At 47.3% G+C, this 19,145-nt stretch carries 18 protein-coding genes and 1 pseudogene; 2 read left to right on the top strand and 17 right to left on the bottom strand.

Annotation, left to right across the window (positions count from 1 at the left end; all coding sequences use genetic code 11):
- The first annotated feature begins 31 nt into the window (after positions 1-31).
- Positions 32-1,390 carry a murein transglycosylase D gene (gene mltD / locus FDX19_RS21940; RefSeq protein WP_137384387.1) on the top strand — a complete coding sequence of 453 codons (1,359 nt, stop codon included), beginning with the start codon at positions 32-34 and terminating at the stop codon, positions 1,388-1,390.
- Between the two features lie 49 nt (positions 1,391-1,439).
- On the opposite strand, the gene FDX19_RS21935 is transcribed toward mltD, so the two are convergent.
- From FDX19_RS21935 to FDX19_RS21925, 3 genes are all read right to left on the bottom strand, one after another.
- A complete protein-coding gene (locus FDX19_RS21935) occupies positions 1,440-2,210 on the bottom strand; it encodes a class I SAM-dependent methyltransferase (RefSeq protein ID WP_137384386.1) in 771 nt (256 codons plus the stop codon).
- A gap of 76 nt (positions 2,211-2,286) precedes the next feature.
- On the bottom strand, positions 2,287-3,087 hold the full coding sequence (locus FDX19_RS21930; protein WP_137384385.1) for an endonuclease/exonuclease/phosphatase family protein: 801 nt from the start codon (positions 3,085-3,087) through the stop codon (positions 2,287-2,289).
- Positions 3,088-3,218: 131 nt separating this feature from the next.
- The gene (locus tag FDX19_RS21925) at positions 3,219-4,394 is read right to left on the bottom strand and encodes an MFS transporter (RefSeq protein ID WP_137384384.1); all 1,176 of its coding nucleotides are present in this window, start codon (positions 4,392-4,394) and stop codon (positions 3,219-3,221) included.
- Positions 4,395-4,498: 104 nt separating this feature from the next.
- Here FDX19_RS21925 and yafC point away from each other — a divergent pair, with 104 nt between their 5' ends.
- The gene (yafC, locus tag FDX19_RS21920; protein WP_137384383.1) at positions 4,499-5,413 is read left to right on the top strand and encodes a DNA-binding transcriptional regulator YafC; all 915 of its coding nucleotides are present in this window, start codon (positions 4,499-4,501) and stop codon (positions 5,411-5,413) included.
- 20 nt (positions 5,414-5,433) lie between these two features.
- Here yafC and dkgB read toward each other — a convergent pair whose 3' ends face one another.
- The 14 genes and pseudogenes from dkgB to FDX19_RS25560 form a co-directional block, all read right to left on the bottom strand.
- A complete protein-coding gene (dkgB, locus tag FDX19_RS21915; protein ID WP_137384382.1) occupies positions 5,434-6,237 on the bottom strand; it encodes a 2,5-didehydrogluconate reductase DkgB in 804 nt (267 codons plus the stop codon).
- Between the two features lie 470 nt (positions 6,238-6,707).
- Entirely contained in the window at positions 6,708-7,727 is a 1,020-nt protein-coding gene (locus FDX19_RS21910) for a hypothetical protein (protein WP_137384381.1), read from the bottom strand.
- Positions 7,728-8,235: 508 nt separating this feature from the next.
- On the bottom strand, positions 8,236-9,267 hold the full coding sequence (locus tag FDX19_RS21905) for an RAMP superfamily CRISPR-associated protein (RefSeq protein ID WP_137384380.1): 1,032 nt from the start codon (positions 9,265-9,267) through the stop codon (positions 8,236-8,238).
- Between the two features lie 12 nt (positions 9,268-9,279).
- The gene (locus tag FDX19_RS21900) at positions 9,280-9,972 is read right to left on the bottom strand and encodes a hypothetical protein (protein WP_249357592.1); all 693 of its coding nucleotides are present in this window, start codon (positions 9,970-9,972) and stop codon (positions 9,280-9,282) included.
- 2 nt (positions 9,973-9,974) lie between these two features.
- Complete coding sequence (locus FDX19_RS21895) at positions 9,975-11,858, bottom strand: helicase C-terminal domain-containing protein (RefSeq protein WP_137384466.1); 1,884 nt, start codon at positions 11,856-11,858, stop codon at positions 9,975-9,977.
- Positions 11,845-12,330, bottom strand: coding sequence for a type I-E CRISPR-associated protein Cas6/Cse3/CasE (locus FDX19_RS21890; RefSeq protein ID WP_170974419.1), 486 nt, complete (start codon positions 12,328-12,330; stop codon positions 11,845-11,847). Before FDX19_RS21890 ends, FDX19_RS21895 begins: the two co-directional genes overlap by 14 nt.
- Positions 12,331-12,431: 101 nt before the next feature.
- Positions 12,432-13,226: a hypothetical protein gene (locus FDX19_RS21885; RefSeq protein WP_249357591.1), complete on the bottom strand. Its 795-nt coding sequence runs from the start codon at positions 13,224-13,226 to the stop codon at positions 12,432-12,434.
- Positions 13,227-13,349: 123 nt separating this feature from the next.
- Positions 13,350-13,838 (bottom strand): DUF943 family protein, encoded by a 489-nt coding sequence (locus FDX19_RS21880; protein WP_249357590.1) that lies wholly within the window; start codon positions 13,836-13,838, stop codon positions 13,350-13,352.
- Between the two features lie 65 nt (positions 13,839-13,903).
- On the bottom strand, positions 13,904-14,731 hold the full coding sequence (locus FDX19_RS21875; protein WP_170974421.1) for a DUF3289 family protein: 828 nt from the start codon (positions 14,729-14,731) through the stop codon (positions 13,904-13,906).
- Between the two features lie 212 nt (positions 14,732-14,943).
- Positions 14,944-15,477, bottom strand: a complete 534-nt coding sequence (locus tag FDX19_RS21870; RefSeq protein ID WP_137384376.1) for a M949_RS01915 family surface polysaccharide biosynthesis protein — start codon at positions 15,475-15,477, stop codon at positions 14,944-14,946.
- A gap of 16 nt (positions 15,478-15,493) precedes the next feature.
- Complete coding sequence (locus tag FDX19_RS21865; RefSeq protein WP_137384375.1) at positions 15,494-16,003, bottom strand: hypothetical protein; 510 nt, start codon at positions 16,001-16,003, stop codon at positions 15,494-15,496.
- A complete protein-coding gene (locus tag FDX19_RS21860) occupies positions 16,000-18,123 on the bottom strand; it encodes a LysM peptidoglycan-binding domain-containing protein (protein ID WP_137384374.1) in 2,124 nt (707 codons plus the stop codon). Before FDX19_RS21860 ends, FDX19_RS21865 begins: the two co-directional genes overlap by 4 nt.
- A 4-nt stretch (positions 18,124-18,127) precedes the next feature.
- The gene (locus FDX19_RS21855) at positions 18,128-18,562 is read right to left on the bottom strand and encodes a DUF4431 domain-containing protein (RefSeq protein WP_170974420.1); all 435 of its coding nucleotides are present in this window, start codon (positions 18,560-18,562) and stop codon (positions 18,128-18,130) included.
- Positions 18,552-19,145, bottom strand: a pseudogene (locus tag FDX19_RS25560) (type VI secretion system tip protein VgrG); the annotation flags it as partial. The pseudogene FDX19_RS25560 and the gene FDX19_RS21855, both read right to left, overlap by 11 nt.

The raw sequence follows: 19,145 nt of genomic DNA, 5'->3' as shown, positions 1-19,145 counted from the left end.
GGTCGTCTTTTAAGCAACTATTGACACACACATGAAGGCAAAAGCGATATTACTCGCCTCTGTCCTGCTTGTTGGGTGCCAGAATACTGGTAACGTCCAACAGCACGCACAGAGCCTTTCTGCAGCTGGTCAAGGGGAAGCAGGAAAGTTTACAAGTCAGGCGCGATGGATGGACGATGGAACATCTATCGCTGCTGATCAGGATTTGTGGGCTTTCATTGGTGACGAGCTAAAGATGGGAATTCCGGAAAACAACCGGATTCGCGAACAAAAACAGAAGTATTTACGCAATAAGAGCTATCTCCACGATGTAACTTTACGGGCAGAGCCGTATATGTACTGGATAGCCGGGCAAGTTAAGAAACGTAACATGCCTATGGAACTGGTACTACTACCCATAGTGGAGAGCGCTTTTGATCCTCACGCAACGTCTGGCGCCAATGCCGCAGGTATTTGGCAGATCATTCCGAGCACGGGGCGCAATTATGGTTTAAAACAGACCCGCAATTATGATGCACGTCGCGACGTTGTGGCTTCCACCACCGCCGCACTGGACATGATGCAGCGTCTGAACAAGATGTTTGATGGCGACTGGCTGCTGACCGTTGCTGCTTATAATAGCGGTGAAGGTCGTGTCATGAAGGCAATTAAAACGAACAAAGCCCGTGGAAAACCCACTGACTTCTGGTCGTTACCATTGCCTCAGGAAACGAAGCTATACGTGCCCAAAATGCTGGCATTGAGCGATATACTCAAAAACAGCAAACGCTATGGCGTGCGTCTGCCAACAACAGACGAAAGCCGCGCGCTGGCACGTGTTCGCCTGAGTAGCCCGGTTGAAATGACTCAGGTTGCCGATATGGCGGGTATTTCCGTCAGCAAACTGAAGACCTTCAATGCAGGTGTGAAAGGTTCCACGTTGGGTGCCAGCGGTCCGCAATACGTGATGGTACCAAAGAAGCATGCAGAGAAGCTGCGTGAGTCTTTGGCTTCCGGCGAAATTGCAGCCGTACAGTCAACGTTGGTTGCTGATAACACGCCGCTGAACAGCCGTAGCTACAAAGTTCGCTCTGGCGATACGCTTTCTGGCGTCGCTGCACGTCTTGGCGTGAGCACGAAGGATCTGCAGCAGTGGAATAATCTGCGTGGTTCATCCCTGAAAGTGGGCCAAAGCCTGACCGTAGGTGCTGGCACCAGCGCACAGCGACTGGCTAACAACAGCGATAGCATCACCTATCGTGTGCGTAAAGGCGATTCTCTGTCGAGCATTGCCAAACGCCACGGGGTTAACATCAAGGATGTAATGCGCTGGAACAGCGATACGGACAATCTGCAGCCGGGCGATCAGCTCACGTTGTTTGTCAAAAACAACGGCATGCCTGACTCCTGATAGCATTGTAAAAATGAAGGCACTGGTTTCCCCCCAGTGCCTTTTTTATTTATCCCGCTTTATGTGCCTCAACCATTATCGTATCACTGGTGAATGAACCATCCCCCTGTAACGCGAAGTAGGCTTTCACTTCAGCAGATGCGCTCTCCTGGTATAAACGAATCGCTTCTGTCAACGCGGCAGGTGTACGCATCCGCGCCACCCACGAACTGAACTCCAGCGGCAGGCGATCGGTCAACACGGTATCGGTAATCAAACCGGCGTCGTTGATTAAAGACAGCCATTCACCGCTGGAATAATTGCGGACATGTGAGGTGTCGCGTAACGCTTCGACAGTTTGCAACCAGATATCACGGACCGGATGCCCTGGCGACATCACATCCATTACGATCGCCACACCACCGGGTTTCAGTACACGATTGACTTCACGCAGCGCACGTCCGACATCATGCCAGTGATGCGCTGAATAGCGGCTAATCACCACATCAAAAGCACAATCGCCGAACGGCAGGCTCTCTGCGTATCCCTGCTGCGTGGTGATATTGTCCAGGCCCTTCTCTTTTGCAGCCTCTGCGACCACCTCAAGCATCTGAGACGATAAATCATAAGCCACAACCAGTTGAACGTTTTGCGCAGCCACAAAACTGGCGTGCCCTGCTCCACATCCCATATCCAGTACCCGTGCCTGTGGAAAAGCAGACAGCCTTTCCGCCAGTCGTTGTAAATCACGACCCGTAGCATGTACGGTGCTGGTTAAATAGGCATTAGCCTGAGAGCCAAACTGCTTTTCGACGTTGTCATGGTGAGAGCGTGTTGTCATTGTGTTGTCCTTCGGTTGTTGTGAAATAGGAAGGGCAACCATCACAGGCCTGCCCTACGGCAGACCTGACACACCTTTATTGCTCAGGCTTGCCGGGACTGAATTCAACGAGTAGTGGATTGTGATCGGACGCGCGAGTGACCAGCACAGAGGCTTCACTCACGTTCAAACCACGATAAAACACAAAGTCGAGTGGGCGACCAAACGCACGCCGGCGTTGATCGTCGGTAAAGCGAACCTGGCGCAGCGACATTTCACGCGCAAAGCGGTACAGCGCATTCATCCGCCGACGACTCCAGGCATTGAAATCACCGGCCATAATCACCGGACCGCTGTGATGGGCGATTTGATCGCCAATAGGAAGTAACTGCTTACTATAGACATCGACGCCGAGACTGAAGTTTACCGCGTGGATATTCACCACCATCAATAACCGCGAGTCAGGCAGCGGATACACTGTTACCAGAGCCGATTTTGCCAGGCGTAAAATTGGCTCACGCTCGCGCAATGGGCAGCAGTAGACCGGATGGGCAGCAGAAAGCGTCATGACGCCAGAGGGATGCTGAGGCAGCACAAAAGCGGGAACCTGATCGGCGGCAAGATAGTTAGCGGTCGCAAACTGCACCAGTTCAGGCGTGGTTTGTGCTTCCTGCAATAACACCAGATGCGCGTCTTTGCCAAAATTCTTCAGCACCGACTGCCATTCTGCGCGCTGCTGTTTAAAAATATTCCATACCAGCACGCGAATGCGATCTTCACTGCTTAACGGCACGCCTGCAGGTAATGCCTGGCCGATATGCGCAAATGACCCTGGCGGTAAAATCCGCTCAACGGGCTGTCCGGCAACATAGCGCATGGCATAGGTGTTTTTTCGCACTTTAGACTTTCAAACCTCTATAACGTCAACCAGCCCGCAGCCGGACTGGTTCTTCTGTTATAGGGACTTTAGCACTCACTTTCAACGAACAATTGCAGTTTGTTTTGTAAGTGGGTACTTACATCAATGATTTATCCCAATACTACCCGCGCCGGTTTATCCAGGCGACCGCTGATACCCATCAGTAAAAAAGCGACCAGAACAATCAGTGCGCCAATCCACGGCGTCTGCGCCAAACCATAATGCTCGACCGTTTGTCCGCCAATCACAGAGCCAAGCGCAATGCCAATATTAAACGCCGCAATATTCAGACCGGATGCCACATCCACCGCATTGGGGGTAAATTGTTCCGCTTTCTGTACCACGTAAACCTGCAAACCTGGAACATTGCCGAAGGCAAAGATCCCCATCACCAGAATCGTCACTAACGCAGCGTATTGCGTAGAAGCTGTCAGTTGAAAGACCATCAGCAGGACAAACAGCGCCGCGAAGATAAATTTCAGCGCCGGGACAGCACCATGTTTATCCGCCAGCTTACCACCCCAGATATTGCCAATAGCGACCGATACGCCATAGCCCAGTAAGATCCAGCTTACCGCTGCCGGCGAGAAGCCAGCCAGGTCCTGCATCATAGGAGCCAGGAAGGTGAACGCAGTGAAGACACCACCGTAACCTAATGCCGTAACCGCGTAGATAAGCAACAGGCGTGGATGGGTTAACACTTTTACCTGATCACGAATGCTGGCGGCCGCCCGACCCGGAATATTCGCAGGGATCAGCAGTTGGCTGCTAATCAGTGCAATCACACCCAACAGTGATACGGCCAGGAAAGTCTCGCGCCAGCCAAAGTGCTGGCCGATAAATGTCCCCAGCGGTACTCCCGTCACCAGTGCAACCGTTAAACCACCAAACATGATAGCGATGGCAGAAGCGGCTTTCTCTTTTGGCACCAGGCTTGTCGCAATCGTAGAACCAATTGAGAAGAAGACGCCGTGTGCCAGGCCAGTCAGCAGGCGGGCGACAATTAATGTCGTATAACCAGGTGCCTGCCATGCCAGCAAGTTACCGGCCGTAAACAGCACCATCAGCGCAACCAACAGTTGCTTACGTGGCAGGCGTCCGGTCAGGGCAGTCAATACTGGCGCCCCGATCGCGACACCCAGCGCATAGATTGAAACCAGCATCCCGGCAGAAGGTAAAGAGATCGCCAGTTGTTCAGCAATGGTCGGCACCAGGCCGACAATCACAAATTCAGTCGTGCCAATAGCGAAGGCACTTATTGTTAGTGCAAATAAAGCGAGAGGCATAAATAACTCCATATCATCAGTAATCGGATGACAGGCAGTATGCCGGGATGTTTTAATAACAAAAATATTCAAAATCTCAATATAATTTTGCTTCAGGTGCAAAAATGAAAGCAACCTCCGAAGAACTGGCAATTTTTGTCGCGGTCGTGGAAAGCGGCAGCTTTAGCCGGGCCGCAGAGCAGCTTGGACAGGCCAATTCCGCGGTCAGTCGGGCGGTAAAGAAACTGGAGATGAAACTGGGCGTTAGTTTACTCAATCGAACAACCCGACAACTCAGTCTGACAGAAGAAGGTGAACGCTACTTCAGGCGCGTACAACAGATACTGCAGGATATGGCTGCAGCGGAAACAGAAATCATGGAGTCGCGGAATACGCCGCGCGGTTTGCTGCGTATCGATGCCGCAACACCGGTGATGTTGCATTTCCTGATGCCACTGATCAAACCTTTCCGTGAGCGCTATCCCGAGATGACGTTGTCGCTGGTTTCCTCAGAGACATTTATCAATCTTATTGAACGAAAAGTGGATGTTGCGATACGTGCCGGTGCCTTAACTGACTCAAGTCTGCGCGCACGTCCACTCTTTACCAGCTACCGCAAGATTATTGCTTCACCTGACTATATTGCCCGCTTCGGCAAGCCAGAAACTGTTGAAGAGTTAAAGCAGCACCTGTGTCTGGGGTTTTCTGAACCCATTTCGCTCAATACCTGGCCCATTGCCTGTAGTGACGGGCAATTGCATGAGGTTGAGTGCGGTCTATCTTCGAACAGTGGCGAAACGCTGAAGCAGCTTTGCCTGAGCGGCAACGGTATTGCTTGTCTTTCAGATTATATGATTGATAAGGAGATCGCTCAGGGTAAGCTGGTCGAATTGATGGCGGATAAACGGCTACCAGTCGAGATGCCTTTTAGCGCGGTGTATTACAGCGATCGCGCCGTCAGTACCCGTATTCGGGCATTTATCGATTTTTTAAGTGAATATATAAGAACAGCTCCCGAAGGAGCTGTAAAAGAGGGTTAAAGGCACAGAGGGTCAGGCAATTAATCCCACTCAGGCGCCAGACCTTCCGGGCTAACCAGGCGGTCGTTGCAATCCAGAGCAGAGATTGCCGCTTTGTCTTCCGCATCAAGATGCAGTTCCAGTGCCAGCAGGTTGCTTGCCAGGTTTTCACGCTTGGTAGAAGAAGGGATCACAGAGTAACCTTCCCCCATCGCCCATGCCAGAATCACCTGGGCCGGCGTCGCGTTATGTTTAGCGGCAATGCGAGCAATCACTTCATCTTTCAGCGCCTTACCGTAAGCCAGCGTCATGTATGAGGTGATGTGGATACCGTGCGCTTTCGCCCAATCAACAACCTTACGGCTTTGCAGATACGGAGATAACTCAATCTGGTTAGTCGCAATATTCTCTGCACCCACAGCAGCAATAGCTTTTTCCATCAATGGGATAGTGAAGTTAGAGATACCAATTTCACGAGTCAGCCCTTGCGCTTTAGCTTCGAGCAATGCCTGCATAAACTCTTCAACAGAGACGGCATCATTTGGTGATGGCCAGTGGATCAGCGTCAGATCAACATAATCTGTGCGCAGCTTTTTCAGGCTCTCTTTCAGGCTTGGGATCAGCTTGTCTTTGCCAAGATTTTCAATCCAGATCTTAGTTGTGATGTACAACTCATTACGCGGTACGCCGCTTTCAGCAATCGCCTGGCCAACAGCCGCTTCATTATCATAGATTTGTGCAGTGTCGACAGCGCGGTAACCCAGCTCAAGAGCTGTTTTAACAGATGCGATAACCACGTCGTCTTTCAGGCGGAAAGTACCTAAACCAAATGCAGGGATTGTCATAGAATTCCTCTTTTTAATCACAATGTTCGTTAACTGAGGGGATTATGACCTTCTGCTCTTTATAGAAAAAGAGTGAAAAATGCAGAGGATTTTTGCGAATTTAGCAATAATAAAGTTACAGGCAAAGAAAAAGCCCTGAGCAAATGCTCAGGGCTCTTAATAAGTGGCGGAACGGACGGAATTCGAATTAAGTAGCTAACTACTTGAAAAAAATACAAATCCAACGTCATTCCCTATTGCTATGGGACGAATTGTAGTCCATTTCAGAGATGACATGCAAGAGAGAATTAGCAATTCACGTTTGACCGCATGATTTTTAACCCATACAACATAAAGCGCTCTGTATCGCTCTCTACGCTGATTTCCATAAAAGGCAGGCGATTGCATTGTGATAAACTTTTTATCAATTTCTGATGCGTCTGACGAAGCCATTTCTTTGCGCAACAGACAGAAAATTTCGCCCGGTGGCATCATCCACCTGTTTTTTTCCGGCGCGCCGTCAGCCGCGAACAGGCTCCCCGTACCGCCATCGGCGTTCGTCCCGGAAAGAGTGCGGTCAGTTCCGCCAGCGGCAGGTGATGGTTCGCCTCCAGTCGCTGCCATTCTTCCTGACTCCATTTCCGTTGTACCAGTTTTGACCGGGAATCCGACAGACTTATCCCCGTCGCAGACTCAACCTGCCCCGTCACCATCCGGTTACGCACTGCCAGCTTAATCGCCCTGCGGCTTCGTCCCAGAATCTCCGCAATCAGCTCCGTGGACATAGTGCCGTACCAGGTTTCCAGAAATGCTGAATCCTCATCATTCCAGTCGGTATGATGGTTCCGGGCCTCCGGCGCGCCCTTTTCCCGTTCGTTCATTTTCGAGTGACAGGAGGTGCTGTCCCGGCGTTTATTCAGCAACTGACGATAACTCCGCACCGATGCCTTCGTTCTTTCCGGAAAGAGCACGGTCAGCTTCGCCAGCGGCAGGTAGCGGTTTCTCTCCAGCAGTCGTTTCTCCTCGTCACTCCACCTCTGATGGAAGGTTTCCTGACTTCCCTCAAAAACGATACCCAGTTTACCCGCCTGGATTATTACCGCCGCAGGCGTTCTGCCGGGCAAGCGGCTCGCCACAGAACTTCCCTCTGAGGGATAGTATTTCTCCAGCATCCGGGCCTCCGCCTCACTCCAGTTCCGGCAGCCATCACTTATGAGGCCCATGTTTACCGCCATGAGAAAAACCGCCGGTCTTTCCCGCCCCGGCAGCAACGGCAGTGCCTGTGTAATACCGGCCTGGCTGATACACCGGGTTTGCACAATGTCCAGTTCAGCTTCCGTCCACGCCTTTCCCCGTCCGAGTGCACGTACTGTCGCTTTCACGGCCAGCCGTGTGCGTCCGAGATGTTTTGCCATCTCAGCCTGGGTCATCGTGCCTGTGTGTTCTTCCAGAAATCGTAGCTCTTCCACCGTCCAGGACACCCTGCGGGTTTCTGTTTTCGTTTTGTTCATGCGTTTCCACCCTGACGGCGTTTCAGTCGAGCGCGAGCTTTCCCTGTCCTCACCGCCCGCTCCGGTTGTCTTCACTCATTCTGCCACAATTAAAGCTTATCTAACCCATTACCTACACTACAATAAATTAATACTCTGTTTAAGGTATAATGATAAATTCTGACAGTGAAGAAAAGGGAAATGCCGATTATTATTGCAGGAAAAAATAACAGCGGAAACGAATATTTCTGACTGCGAAGATCTGAATGAATGAATGAATGAAAAATATTCTATGGGCGCTTTTACACGATGCACCATATTTGTGAACATAATAATCTATAATACAGGAAGATAACATTATATTATCCCCCTGTAATTATTTACTCTACCCCCATAATCGGGGGACATATAGCTGCTTGACGATTTCGATTTCGCACCCGAACAGTAACCCCCATAACGGGGGACAGCAGAGCGCAGTCAGTGCGATAAGCCATTGCCCACAATAACCCCGGCATTCGGGGATAAGCCGTCAGCAGATACTGAAATCCAGCGATTTGTCATTCGTAAACGAATCTAACATGTTCTCAACGTCATTACCTGTGATTTCCACACCCTGTGAAGTAATGCTTATCTCACCGAGATACACTGGCTTCAGCTCACCGGGTTTCCATGTCGTCAGTTGCCATTGAGCGTTTACCAGTCCGCAGTTATGGGCGCGATGACTGCCTAACCGGGGATCTGATGCAAAACGGATCAGCGCCGCGATAAAAAGCCCGGCCTCCGTGTCTGTTGCATTCTTAATCGTCATCCGGTGACTCAGCTCTGCACCGCTAATAAATGCCTCGTAAGGATCAAGAGGGCGACGGATACTCTCACGCGCTTCAGATTTCTCATCTTTTCGGGCCTGAATTTTTTCATCCAGCGCATTAATTTTGTCCCGCAGCGCCTGAACCTCCTCCTTTGCCACCGTTTTAAGCATTCTTTTCAGTGCGGTCTGTTCTGTTTTAAACACCTGAACGTCAATACTGGCGTCAGCCTGCTCAGCCATAATGCGTTCGAGACGGGCTACCTGGTCGGGTTCCAGTAACTCAATCAGTGACTCATCACGTTCAAACATAACGGTACGGGCACCACCATTAAGTATCGCCCACTGGCCATCGCTGGTCGGAATGGCGTTGCCAATACCCACTTTACCGGCAAGTCTCCAGCGACCAAACAGGCTCAGCAGCGGATTGCTGGCGCGAACTCTGGCTCCAGCATCAATTTCGCCCAGAAAATGCTCTTCTGCCCGCTCGGCAATATCAACGCCCTGGGCCAGCATAAAATGGTCAGCAAGATCAAACGGCAGCACGCCATTATTCTCCGCCTTCACTCTGTCAACCACTACCTGATGCGCGGCATGGCGTATGACGCCCCGGATACTGGTGGCGGGAAAATAGGGGACGGCACCAGGTCCGCCGTTTCTGGGTAAACGGTGCCCCGAAGAAGAGGATGCACCTTTCATTATAACGGTCAGCGGCTCCTGGGTGATGAGCTTTCCGGTAAAATTAATCGTCCTCATTGATATTCAGCCTCATAATAAATTGGATATTAAATTAATACGTACAGGCTCAGGGAAAATGACATCCCGTTTTTCCCCGACAAAATAGGGCGGGACAAGAGGGGAAACACCGCGTCTCCCCTGTAATCCTGCGTTCACCGGCACCGGGCGCATGGCAACGCCACCGGCATCAATACTGTTGTCTTCGTCCAGCGGGATAATACTGACGTCAGTAAACTGTCCGTTTCCTGCACTAAAAACGTCGTAACCCACCCCCACGAATGTCATTGTCAGCAGTTGTAATATCGGTTCCCTGACGCCGACAAAATCAAAAACATAGTAAGGCGCAGCACAGGCGGGTCGCTCCGTCAGCCGTTGCCGGGTCGGGCCGCCCGATAACCTGACGCGCGGAAATTTACCCCGGTGGATTCTGGGGCTGAACATGGATGAACTCAGCTTCTCGTCATTAAAGCAATCGCAGCGGACGCTGAATACCGCATTAACGCCCCGTTCCGGCGTGATACCAAAGGTGAGTGATGACGCATGGAATACGCCCAGTTCGTCACTGAAAAGTAAAATTTTCCGTAGCCAGGCATGGATGACATCCGGACGATCGGTTGCCAGTACCTGAGACGCCGCTTCATAAAGAATACCGTCAAGCGACGGGGCAATACCGCTGATCACCACCGGCGATATTCCCGTCATAATCACCCGATAAGGCTGCATCTTTAACACACTAAATCCTCCTCAACGTCGGCGGGTGACAATATCGTGCAGTGCCGGTAAACACGTCTGAAGCGAACCGGGATAATGTTTTCCAGCGCCCTGTATTTCGATGACTGATCTTTCGGCTCCGGGAACCGGGGATCGAGAATAGTTAACCGCACCCGGTCATTTTCACTGCGAATACCCCGCCCGACGGCCTGTTTCCCTGCCCGTACCACCTTCTGTAACTGGTTAACATAATTGCTGCGGGTAATGGACTGTACGGTGGTTTCATAACCGAGCTGGTGAAGGTATTGCTGATAACTCTCGGCACCGTCACGATCCGGTGGAGCAAATTTCATGCGGGTAATAATGAGATCCTGGAACATCTGGCTACCATCGGCGTTACGCAGATTCAGGCCAATATAAGCACCAGCAGAAATCAGAATGCCGGGATTTTCGGCGTATTGTTTAACCAGTTCAGAAACCGGCTGTCCGGCTTTTTGCTGGTAAACGGGCATCCCGACATCACGAAGTCGCCTGGCAATTTCATGGCTTTCATCATGGCTCGCGGTCAGCACAACAACCGGCCCGTTTGTACTGGCGTTTTTAATCACCGTGACCACCTGCGCAAGCCACGTTTCTGACAGGCGCTGTACCTTCGCGCTGCTGAATATTTCTGCGAACCCTCCCCCGGCAATCGTCAGCGCCATGTCACCGTAAGACTCAGGCGTAAAAATATCCCGCAGAGAAATCAATTCCTCTTTCAGACCGAGCGCCCCGGTGATCCACTCCATCCCACGCGAAGGTTCACTGGTAATACTCAGGGTCGCTGACGTCAGCAGCGAACTCTTCCACTGTGCGGTATAGGCACCGATATTACGGCCAACAAAAGGGTTTATGCGGATAAGAGATGGCTCTTTTCTTATTCGCGACACCCCGACGCCGGTATGCCCTCCGGACAACAGCGCCGGGTCCCAGCTAAATAATGCCGCAGTAAAACTCTTTTTTGTTTCCTCATCTTTTATTGAGTCACCAATAAAGACCAGTTCCGCAATCGCATCTTTATATATTTCAGCAGTACCATCATTACTCAAAAAACGATGCACTCCGGCTGCATCACGAATTTTATCCACGACCGTTGCCAGCATTTTGCTTTTCTCCGGCGTCAGGTATTGCTCCAGAGAATGTTGCAATGTTCTCAGATTCAGCCTTCGGTGCTGCCACTGCTCCGTCATATCCGCAAACGCATCTGCTTCATCAATGATCAGATACCGGTCCGCTTTATCACCCAGTACGGCATGGTTACTGAATGAGTCGATAATCACCATCGCATGGGACGTGACGACAAACCGGGCCTTCATGGCCTCCTGCTGCGTGTCGTGAACGGCGCTCACCTTATCCCACAGTGAATACGTCACCATTTCCGGTGTGACACCTGCGGGCAGCGCACCATACTCTTCTTCAAACGCGACCAGCGGTCCCCGCCATCTGCCCAGCGTCTCCAGCATGGTCAGCTCACCGGTCAGCGAGGCCGGATATGCCTGGATAACCTTCCTGACCTTTTCAGGAGAAACGTAATTGGCCTTACCCAGCAGACGGGAGAATGTCACGCCGGGTATTCCGGCGATATCCGCCATCCGGGATATCGCCAGCCGATCATGGTTCATAATCTGGTTCATCAGCGCGTGTGTGCTGGTCGCGATCACAAAACGGGCTTTTGGGTTGTGCCTGATAATGCGCAGCGCTGCCGCCAGATAACCGAGCGTTTTTCCGACGCCGGTGTCGGCGCTCAACAATGCCACCCGGCCTGTCGCCCCCAGGCCAGCATAAACAGCACTGGCGTACTCCTGCTGAATATCACGCGTTCTCAGGCCTGCGCGGGCGAAGAGGTCAGAAAGATTCATCAGCGTTAACACTGAACGACGCCAGAAAACCAAACCCGAATATCCGCTTTCTGCCGATCCCGTAGACCAGCGCCTTCTCCGCCTCCCCGGCCTGGCTGACAGTGCAGGTGACCCGGATGGCAGAAACGGGGATAAGTATCGGGCTGGCATTCACGGAGACATTTTTCCTCACAATGACATTTTCCGGTTCGCCTGCCGTCAGTGACTGCACGCTGAAACCGGCTTTTGCCAGACGGGTATAAATATAGCCTTCGCGCTCCGCCGGTGAGGGGGTGATTTGTCGCTTTTTACCGTCCACAATAAAATGCCGGATAACCGCCAGTGCCGTGGTAAAACGGACGGTATCCCCCGCCTGTAAATAAATTTCCCTGGTCTGCTCACCGGGCAGCGCCAGCGGCTGCGCTGTCCGTAACTGAATGCAGGTATCACTTCCGGTTCCGGGCGCTGCCTTAAAAGAATAAGGTATTTTCACCCTGCATTTTTCCTGAATAAAATAGTCCAGATGCTGGTGTATTTTATAAACTTCGTAATGAGGAACCCGAATAAGAAAGGTGTTCTGCCAGAAAATCATAATTATAAAACCTTTTTCAGAATTCTCAGTAAAGTCAGACGCTGATGAGGATCGGCCGGAAGCATTCGTACAAGATGCGCCATATTATTTTTTTTAAATGTCGCTGAGGCATCCACAGGCGAAATACGGCCATGAGCAAGAAACTCCACGGTGCGAATAAAGGTATTTGTTTCCCGCTTACCGAGGTTCTTCAGTTGCGCATGTAATGCTTTTGCCTGCTCCAGATTGATTATCGTGGCTGCTTCATTGGTGCGGGTCGTCAGCGTATCACAACAGGCATAAACTGCATTGCTGCTGTGGCTTACGCGCAGTGAACGAACCAGATCATAGGTTTTACGGCCAAAATCCTGAATGTAGATAAGCGGATAGCGGAGGTCTGCATTGAACAGATATTCAGACTGCTGACCGGCTGTCGCAGTCACCACGTTAACTTTTTCAAAGAACAGAGGAGGAAGCTTATTCACCACGCCAGGCGGGGCGAGCAACACCGAACTGCATTCCTGTATGTTAATCAGGGCACCCACGCCGGGCCACATACCAAACCGCTGGCTTGATATTTTTTTAGGCGTTTCAAGCCCTAAAATATCAGGCGCAGAGACAAAAAAAGTCTGGCATTGCGGGCAGTGCATTACGGGTTGTTTATAGCTGTTCATGAATCGGTAGCCCAGAGAACCAAACGCTTCTGCCGGGCGCTCACAGCATGAGCATTTTCCCTGCACGGTTTCTGGTTCCGGCATATAAGGGATAGCCACACTGGTTAATGATTTATAAACAAGCTCAACAGAGTGAATAGTCATATTTATCGTTCACTTTCAATTATTAGATACATTCTGGAAATATAAAATTAAAATTATAAACAATAATGATATCAACACATATAATATGAGAATCAAATCGTTAACGAATGATTAATTGAAAGTTCACTGCTGTTTAATAAGCATGTTACTGTCTTTTTTTGGCTGATAAAAATAACCTGAACCAGAAAATAAAAACACTCGATAATAATTAACACCTGCTTCAGCTGACATGTATATATCTTTTTTGATGCAGTTAAATTCTGATTTTATATCAGGGAAGCAATAAAACTCATCCTCGGCATCATAGGGGGATAATTTTTGATAACCGTCACCAAAATTCCATATATATACAGAAAAATCATTTTCAGGGAGATTGTATTTTTCCAGGATTTTTCTTTCATTTTTTCTCCACCAATTCAGCTTCCCTCTGTCCGTAATGGGGAAGTGTCTGGCAAGAATATTAATGTCTTTATCCGAATAATAATGGACATCCACAATCTCCACTGACCTGCTCGACCATAAGTATATAACAACAAAAGAAAAGAATATGACGAACGTCACAATATAAATAAATTTTCTCTTTATTACCCATGACACAATCACATTCCTCATACTGAGTATCAGACTATACTATATTAACGATACAAGCAAATACCTCACCGACAGCATATACTAAATCAGGAGCAATACCCTTTGACACCTGTTATTTTTACGGTGGTATTTATCTCTGTAATAAATGGCTTAAACGCATACCCTTCTTTCTCATAATGTTGAAGTACAAACCAAATTTTAAAGACATCCCAATGGCTATAAAGCCAGTGTGTTATATCATTCGTATCAAGACCAAAATGATCCTGCATCCTGTAATGTACGTATGCTTCGTAGGTATTATTAACAACCTTCAGTGATGTTATGGTAACATGTGTGGCATACATATCATGGACAGATAAACCTAGTCCGTTTACTTTATCCAGATTTCTGTCAAACTTAGGCAATATTTTACCTTCAATAGCTATTGTCAATTTTGACCTGCGAGATTCAGGATATCCTCCCGCGTCAAAATCAATATTTAGATCCAGAATACGCTTTATTGCCATGTAGGTGCTATTTTCCGATTTATCATTCTCAATTTGTTCTTTAGCAGCCAGATCCAGATCTTTACTTGTAAAGACTCCCGGTGTTCTGTTCTGTAAATGATCAACCATTGCCAGGAATACACTGCGATACCCCATGAATGTAAGTTTGGCGCTCTCCAGCCTGAAATCGCTGAACAAATTACTGACGACTTCAGCATCAGAAAGAGGTTGAGGGAATTGTGTTACTCCGGGTATAAAAAATTGATTTCGCCACGGATCAATGCTATCTGAGACCTGCTCCAGATGATAATCATTGCGCAATTGCTGTTCTGTTAAATCACCATATTTCATATCTTCAGCCGATTCATCATCCATAATATGTCTGGTTTTAAATATCATAGCAGGGAACTTTAGCAGCGGAACTTTCATAATATCTTCTCTATTTCGAAACATACCTTAAAATAAGTAATTTTTCACAGATAACATTTTGTAGTTACCTGAGGAACACAATCATCTTCTCCTCGTCTATTGGGGCATGGCTACATTCGCAGTGACTATATCCACAAAATCAGCAAAAAGATAATATTATCGTCATTGAAATAATTTTCAAACACTTGGACTTGAGATCTATTTAATGGTTATTAAAACATTATTCTTGTCGCTATTAAAGACCATCGCCCTTGCATATAGTTAAAAAGTATTTTATTACTTTTTAAGTTATAGCTAGGGATTGGTGGATTATAGCCTTCATCCACACCATCATTTGATATAAACAACTCAATACCCCTTAAAGCATATTTCTGCCCTTTATAAAAAGCAAAATACTTAACATCCACAGGATCTATTCCACCTATGCATCCTATTTTATAGGCAAACAACACAACAAAATCACCATTACCAAATAAATCAATAGCTTCAAGAGAATCAGGTATGATATTAAGTTCCACATCGAGATTACATGATTGTACATAATCATTTAAGGACCAAAGCTTTTTGTGTAAATTTCTATTCGTAGCCTCAACATGAAGTTGATTATATTTCAAAAAAATATTTAAATCATTTACTGAACCATTACTAGCCGACCATTGAAGTTTATAATAAATGTCTGGTTGATACTCATCTGCATAAGAACAAACAGAAAACATAAGAAACAGAAAATACAATATACACTTCACAAACTTACCCCACAAATTAATTTACCAAGATAATTTGAGATGGCCAATATTTTACCATGAAATTAAACACCTCATTATCATTCCTTAAGGCATCATTTATGTGATAAGAGAATTTTCTTTTGCTTAATCGTTTCCAGTCATCATTAACAGATGCAGTCAATGCAATACCCGACATGACATATTGAACTCCTTTATATATTGCCAAATACTCTATCCTGGGTGGTTGAGATTGGTCTTCACAGCTCATCATATAAGATATAAAAAAAACATTTTGTTTGTCTCCTACATTTGCAACATCAACATGGCGTAAATATATTTGCGCTTTGTTTTCATTATTACATTGAAACGATGTATCTTTGAATGACCAGGATGGGTCAAAATGATCAGTAACAGTAATTATTGTTTTTTTAATGATAATATGGATATCATATTTAACCCCATTATTATTCACGCTTTGCATATATTCATAGGTATTTGCCATCGAAAACAATGGAATACCCAACAAAAAAAAACATACATATTTCATCGCGTACCATTCCCTTGTCCAGCTACATTAATTCCAAAATATTCATTTAATTCATCATCATTATATTTCCCGAGAACAGTACCACTTTTTTCTTTATCATATTTTTTCGGTAAAAAAAATCTTGCTTTACTAAGGCTAAAACTTGAGAATTTTATAGTACCACCGAATACTCTTTTTTTTCCTGGTTTCGTGTCACCTACCCCCCCCTGATTACCACCCAGCCCTATAAAACCACCGGGTTTATCCTTATCTAATCCATACATTAAAGTTATATGATGCGGAAGCATTGTCATACACCCATAAACTGGCTCTTTAATTTCCACAAAGCGATCTTTATTTATTTTCGATGATATCGCTTGTGAACGCTGCGGCTCTCGCCACATAGCAAAGTCATTAACTTGTAGACAATAATTAATAAACGATCCACACCATGCACTTTCGGTACCATCCATATCATCTTTATCTGGAAAACTTGCTCCCACCAAAATATGAAAATTCTCACTATCATCTATTATATTTTCATCTGCGCCCTTATATTTTTTGGCTTCATCTATTGCAGTCACCATCCAAGGTGCTTCATATTGAGATAAACGGACATGTGCTTGTGGATTCCCACTATCTTTACCACCCACGGTCGGTAAATTTGTTGGCTTGTCTGCCGTAGTTGTTGTCTGCGGTGAACCAGATTTTTGCCCACCAGCTCCATCCGATGTATGATCCGTATTACCCGCTCCGGCTGTAGGATCACTCGGTAAATCAGGGTAAGGTGGAAGAGGGTAAGATTTACCAGTTCCAGAGGGCACCGCGCCGCCTGTTTCCGCCGGTGATGAGTCTGCCCCATCAGTCGTATTTGGTGTCCATCCTCCTGGTGATAATGGCCCATCCACTGGATGCCCCGCATTACCGGCACCAGCTGTAGGATCATTTGGCGGAACAGGATAAGATTCACCTGTTCCGGAGGGTATCGCGCCACCTGTATCTACCGGTGATGAGCCCGCCCCATCAGTAGTATCAGGTGTCCACCCTCCTGTTGATAAGGGCCCATCCACTGGGTTACCCGTTGTATTACCTGTATCGGCTGTAGGATCATTTGGCGGTACAGGGTAAGATTCACCATTTCCCCCCTGCGGAGATTGCCCTCCCGAATCCACATTATCCGGTTCTTTTTTGCCATAAATCACAATTTTTTGCCCCGGATAAATTTTGTTCGGATCTTTGATCCCATTGTTCTCAACCAGTTCTGAAACACTCACTTCATACCTGGCTGCAATTCTGGATAAGTTATCTCCGGACTGAACAATATATTCTATTGGCTCAGGCTGACTTTTTTCATGAGGTGGTTCAGGATTATAGGCTAAAGTATGGGCTTTATATTGAACAAGATATCTTTTCAGGATAATATTCTTACTTTCTTTTCCCGCCTGAGCTGAGTAAATCGTTTCATATTCACCTTCCAAATTAGCAGCTTTCACCTCAATATTCATTCCCTCTGTTTTATGAACGATTGGATCAAGCCTTCCGTACTTATCAGTCTTGCAGTCACGTTCACACGCCCCTGTTATAACTTTCAAAGAAGCGTCAGCAGCAGGACGAACGCCATCAGTGACAGTAATATTAGTGGTGTAAATCCACTTCTCAATCCGCGTTTCTTTTAAATTATAATATCCCTCCTTCTTTTTAATGGCTTTCATAACTTTTTCCAGCGTCGCATCATCCATATTCCCAAAGGTCAATAACGGCGATACGCCACTCTCCGCCAATATATCTCTCGCATATTTTACAGGGTCATTGCCATCTTTTTCAGGAGTATGTATTTCCGCCATTTCACTAATGGTACAATTACGATACAGGTCGCTTCGCAATAGTTTTTTTTCCGTTTCCCAGCCATCTTCTTCACTGCCATACATACCGAATTTACCACTGGCAGTATCTGCAACTGCAAGCCTCAATGGTTGTAAATACTGGCTTTCCATTCTCCCGTTTGGTCTTACGTTACAGGGATTTTGCGTACGCCATGGGATTGTGCCTCCCTCACGAACATATACTGTCCCATCCGCCATTTTATACATGGCTCTTTTTTTTATCGTATTGTAGGTTGCTGAAATAAAATTATGGCTCATTAATTTAATCTCCCTTCACTGCCTTAACGTTCGATACATGAAAGATTAATACAGGGGTGCTGTGATATGGACTATCAGCAAACATGACCTTCCCGCTTAATTCAACATCTTTCCCCAGAAATTTTCTGTATTCATTATATTGATTATCAACCATAATTATTTGCATTTTTTTACTATAATGCCGAGTGTCGTCATCCACAGAATTAAAACAGCCTAATAATTTATCAGGATATAAAAACCAGTAATTCATCTTCTCGTCATTTTGAGGATCTTCTCCCCAGCCAGGTGGACCATAAACAGTTTCTTTTCTCAGCACACCAGCTAACGTAACATTATCCCCTTCATTCAGACATGCCGATATTGCAGGCACAGAAAAGAAAAAGAACAAAAGAAAAAATACAGGCCGCATTATTTTATTCATTATCAAATCACTCATCATTACCAGGCACTTCGTCAATATCCGCATCTGATGGCCATTGCTCATCCTGTTCCAGTTTTCCGTAATAAGGATCATTTGCCAAATCATACTCCTCATCATCATATGCGGCATCATCTGACGAAGTGTCATCATTCCCCAGGGCTAAATCCTCAACCCCCCACTCCTCATTACCCATAGTCAGGGTCAGCTCATCAGGTTCATCCAGCATCACTCTCGGCAACCGTCCCGACTGCTCAATCGTCCCCGATGCGAGTACATTTCCTTTACTGTCACTGATCTTATACGGCTGGCCAATTAACCAGCTCATAGTTTCAACTGAACTGTCAGCGCCAGGAAAAGCAAATCGCAAACTATGTAAGTTTGCCTTATTTTCATCATCCATCAGCGCCTTCAGTATCGTCGGTTGCAGCGTTCTCACAGGTGTTCCTGGACCGCCGCCACTGTTCAGGTTTATCTTCGGCCCGACGATATCCACTCCGCCCGCATGGATAACCACGAACGAGCCGCCCACTTTCAGAGTGGTTTTACCGCCGCTCTCCAGTACGATTTCATTCCGCACCTTCATGCCCAGTGCGCCGGTAAT

Source organism: Citrobacter sp. wls619, assembly GCF_005281345.1.
Lineage (GTDB): Bacteria > Pseudomonadota > Gammaproteobacteria > Enterobacterales > Enterobacteriaceae > Citrobacter.
Note: the sequence above shows the minus strand (reverse complement) of the source record. Positions and strands in the feature narration are given on the sequence as shown.